We start from the raw sequence: 4,096 nt of genomic DNA on the forward strand, positions 1-4,096 counted from the left end.
AAGGATACACCTGTTCCCATGCCGAACACAGAAGTTAAGCTTCTCCGCGCCGAAAGTAGTTGGTGGGAAACTACCCGCGAGGATAGGGAGCTGCCACGCAACGTAAGGAATCAACATTAGTTGATTCCTTTTTTTGTGTCTTCAAGTAAATTAGTATAAAAAAGGTTATAATATGAAATTATTAGAAACTTGAAATGAGAAGGTACGAAGATGACAAGATTTAGACAAGCTACCATTGATGATGCTAAAGAACTAGTAGCAATTTATGCACCATATATTACTAATACCACAATTACTTTTGAGACAGAGATTCCAACTATAGAAGACTTTCAACAGCGAATCAAAGAGATTACGGCAAATTTCCCTTATTTAATTGCCGTAGATGACGATAATAAAATTTTAGGTTACGCTTATGCCCATTTATATGGAACACGTGCGGCTTATGCTTGGACCGTTGAAGCTAGTATTTATGTTGATCACAATTACAAAAGTCACGGTTTAGGAAGAGAACTGTATCAACGATTAGAGGCCATTCTAAAGCAGCAAGGTGTTGTTAATCTATTGGCAGCTGTTACTGAAGAAAACAGTGGTAGCGTGAAATTTCATGAGAAACTCGGTTATCAAGAAGTTGGAACCTTTCAAAAGGCAGGTTTTAAGTTTGGCCGTTGGTTAGATGTTATTTGGCTACAAAAGGAAATTAACCCTAAATTACCAGAAATGAAGCCAATTATTCCTTTTGATAAGTTGAGTTAAAATATTTGACCTAAAGTTAACTCGAGGTAATATACTAACTTTATAAACATGGAAGGAGCATTCTATGACTAAATTAACAGATACTTTTGATATTTATAATGGTGTAAAAATTCCTAAGGTAGCCTTTGGTACTTGGCAAATCCCCGCTAATGAGGCTAGACAAGCAGTTAAAGATGCTATCAAGACAGGATATAGACATATTGATACAGCCCTAGCTTACCAAAATGAAAAAGAGGTTGGACAAGCTGTTAGAGAATCTGGTGTCAAACGTGAGGACTTATTCGTAACTTCTAAATTGCCAGCAGAAACGAAGACTTATGATGGTGCTTTGGCTGATTTTGAAACAACCATGAAGAACTTGGACTTAGATTATTTGGATCTTTATCTAGTTCACGCTCCTTGGCCATGGGGTAAAATCGGTGCTAATTATGATAAAGAAAATACTGAAGTATGGCGTGCAATGGAAGAAATTTATAATTCTGGTCGCGTTAAAGCTATCGGTGTTTCTAACTTCAATGTGCACGATTTAGAGAATGTATTGAAGACAGCTACAATTAAGCCAATGGTTGACCAAATTCAATATTATATCGGCTTTACTGAACCTAAGATTACTGAATTTGCCAAAGATAACGATATTTTGGTTGAAGCTTATTCACCTTTGGCAACTGGTGGTTTGATCAATAATCCAGATGTTAAGAAAATTGCTGACAAATATAGTGTTAGTGTTCCTCAATTAGCAATTGAATTTGTCATTCAAAATGGAGTTTTGCCTTTACCTAAGGCAGTCCACAAAGAACATATCGTTGCTAATACGAAGTTGGATTTCACTATCAGCGATGAAGATATGAAGACATTAAATGCATTTCCAGATACTGCTCCATCACATTTCCACAATCCTACACAAGGATAGTAAAAAGGTATTTGACCATAACAAGTCAAATACCTTTTTTTAGATAATTGAAAAAATTAATCTTAAATTCAAAATAGTGATAATTCCGGCCAAAATCAAGCCAACAATGGTCGTTAATTTACTATTAGTATGTTCTTTCATCAATTTAGAATTTGATGTTAACAAAATCATCGGAAAGAGTGTAAACGGCAAGACTATACTTAATGCGATTTGAGCATAGACGATTAGATTTTCGAAATCTTGTTCATTGAAATTAACTAAAAAGCCAATAATCAAAATAGGAATTAAAGTAACGAATCTAGTCAATAAACGTCGTTGCCAGAGTGGTAAGCGGATATTTAGGAAACCTTCCATTACAATTTGTCCTGATAAAGTACTAGTAATGGAAGAGATCAACCCCGTAATCAAAAGAGCAAAGGCAAAAAGCCAACTCATAACCGGACTGGCTAATTTGCCTACGATAGCAGCATTTTTTAAACCGTTAAAAACGTCCTGTAAACTAGCTAGTTGATTATTAGTATGAAAGAATAATGTTCCGCCTAAAATTAACAATAAAGCATTGATTATAAAAGCTGCTACCAAGTGGACATTTGAATCCCAGTTAGCAAAACGTAAAGCTTCATTAACTTGGAGTGGGTCTTTATAATCGTAACGTCGACTTTGAGCTAAAGAAGAATGTAAGTAAAGATTATGAGGCATGATGGTTGCTCCCATGATACTTAAGCTCAAAATTAATTTTTCATGATTATGGATAATGTCACTAGTAGGAACAACACCCTGAAATATTTTTCCGAATGCAGGATTAGCTCGAAAAACTTCGATTCCAAAGATAATTCCAACAGTTAAAATGGCTGCTAAGACAATAAATTCGATTCTGCGGATACCAAAACGTAAAAACAATAAAACTATTAGGACGTCCAAAATAGTTAAGAGGATGCCAAATATTAATGGTAAGCCGAACAACAATTTTAAAGCAATTGCAGTTCCAATGACTCCAGTCAAATCAGTTGCCATCATTGCAATTTCATTGAGAATCCACAAGCAATAACGGATTGGTTTAGGAACTTTTTGAGCAATAGCTTGTGCTAAATCTTGTCTAGCTACAACGCCGAGTTTAATAGCTAGTGACTGCATAAACATGGCAATAATTATAGAAATGAGTAGGACTGATAATAATTGATACCTGAATTGACTACCACTGGATAGAGAAGTTAGCCAATTTCCTGGATCCATATAACCGACAGCAACTAAAGCTCCAGGACCGCTGTAAGCCAGGAATTTTTGTAAGAATGAGGTTTCGTAAACACTAGGTACTTTGACACTTTGATTTATTTCATCCAGACTTTTTTTCATGAATGTTGAACCAGATTTCTTTGTGCTAAGTCAGCTAAAAATTGGCAAAAATCGGGATCGTCATTCATTGGCGAAACTAGTTGAAATTTATTTCCACCGCTAGCTTTAAAAGTTTGATAGTTTTGTACGTAATCTTCTTCGATAGTCTCTAAACAATCAGCAACAAAGGAAGGAGTGACGATTAAGATATTTCTTTTTCCTAATTCAACGGCTTGCATCAAAGCATTCTTTAAGTAAGGTTTTAGCCAAGGCATAGGACCAAATTTGGATTGATAGACAGTTTTGATTTGATTTTGAGGAATAGTTAGTAATTTTGAGACAGCCTCAGTTGTGGCAAGGCATTCTTTTTGATAAGGATCGCCATGTTTTACCATTGCCGTAGGAATACTGTGATAACTGAAGAATAATTCATCATAAGAATCATTATCCCAAGCTTGTTGGATTTTTTTGGCTAAAATTTGTTGGTATGTTTTTTCCTGATAAAAGCGATCGATGATCGTTAAATTGACATTAGCCGTTTTGGCCTGGTCGATAATTGATTTGGTGCTGCTTTGCGTATATTGAGGAAAGAGTGGCAACAAAATTATATTGGAGCAACCATCTTGCTGCATTTTTTGCAAAGTCTGTTTAATATCCGGTTGACCATAAGTCATTGCCATTTGAACGGTCCATTGTGGTAAACATTGTTGAACGCGGTCAGTGACCAATTGAGTATTTACAATTAATGGCGAGCCGTTTTTTAACCAAGAATCTTGATAAAATGTAGCCGAACGCCAAGATCTTAACGGTAGGATGATACCTCGTAAAATGGGTTGCCATAAAGCTCTAGGCATTTCGATAACATTTTGATCACTGAGAAATTCTTGAAGATATTTTTTGACATCACTAGTTTGAGGAGAAGCTGGTGACCCTAAGTTTACTAAAAGTAATCCTTGAGACATAATTTTCCTCCTAGTATTTTTGAGTTAATAATATCACATCGTGAACTACATCGGCACTAAAGTACCGAGCTTCTAGGAACATTCCATACTTGCCAACTAGTATTCCAACCAGTCGGTAGAGGCTAGAACTATTTTACTA

The 4,096-nt window shown here is 35.6% G+C and carries 4 protein-coding genes and 1 rRNA gene; 3 read left to right on the top strand and 2 right to left on the bottom strand.

The window, feature by feature from the left end:
• The 3 genes from rrf to FFM65_RS11965 all read left to right on the top strand — a co-directional run.
• Positions 1–99 (top strand): 5S ribosomal RNA (rrf, locus tag FFM65_RS11955); the annotation flags it as partial.
• 111 nt (positions 100–210) lie between these two features.
• Complete coding sequence (locus FFM65_RS11960) at positions 211–753, top strand: GNAT family N-acetyltransferase (RefSeq protein ID WP_119318621.1); 543 nt, start codon at positions 211–213, stop codon at positions 751–753.
• A 64-nt stretch (positions 754–817) separates the two neighbouring features.
• Positions 818–1,663, top strand: coding sequence for an aldo/keto reductase (locus FFM65_RS11965; protein ID WP_119318622.1), 846 nt, complete (start codon positions 818–820; stop codon positions 1,661–1,663).
• 39 nt (positions 1,664–1,702) lie between these two features.
• Here the strand turns inward: FFM65_RS11965 and FFM65_RS11970 are convergent, their stop codons facing one another.
• Entirely contained in the window at positions 1,703–3,016 is a 1,314-nt protein-coding gene (locus FFM65_RS11970) for an Nramp family divalent metal transporter (RefSeq protein ID WP_119318623.1), read from the bottom strand.
• Entirely contained in the window at positions 3,013–3,957 is a 945-nt protein-coding gene (hemH, locus tag FFM65_RS11975) for a ferrochelatase (protein ID WP_119318624.1), read from the bottom strand. Before hemH ends, FFM65_RS11970 begins: the two co-directional genes overlap by 4 nt.
• Between the last annotated feature and the right edge of the window lie 139 nt (positions 3,958–4,096).

It is taken from the genome of Companilactobacillus formosensis, assembly GCF_005405305.1.
In the GTDB taxonomy this organism is placed as follows: domain Bacteria; phylum Bacillota; class Bacilli; order Lactobacillales; family Lactobacillaceae; genus Companilactobacillus; species Companilactobacillus formosensis.

Bases quoted from the DNA above. Each gene is read 5' to 3' on its own strand.
- FFM65_RS11960 (WP_119318621.1), top strand. From the start codon at position 211: ATGACAAGATTTAGACAAGCTACCATTGATGATGCTAAAGAACTAGTA.
- FFM65_RS11965 (WP_119318622.1), top strand. From the start codon at position 818: ATGACTAAATTAACAGATACTTTTGATATTTATAATGGTGTAAAAATT.
- FFM65_RS11970 (WP_119318623.1), bottom strand. From the start codon at position 3,016: ATGAAAAAAAGTCTGGATGAAATAAATCAAAGTGTCAAAGTACCTAGT.
- hemH (WP_119318624.1), bottom strand. From the start codon at position 3,957: ATGTCTCAAGGATTACTTTTAGTAAACTTAGGGTCACCAGCTTCTCCT.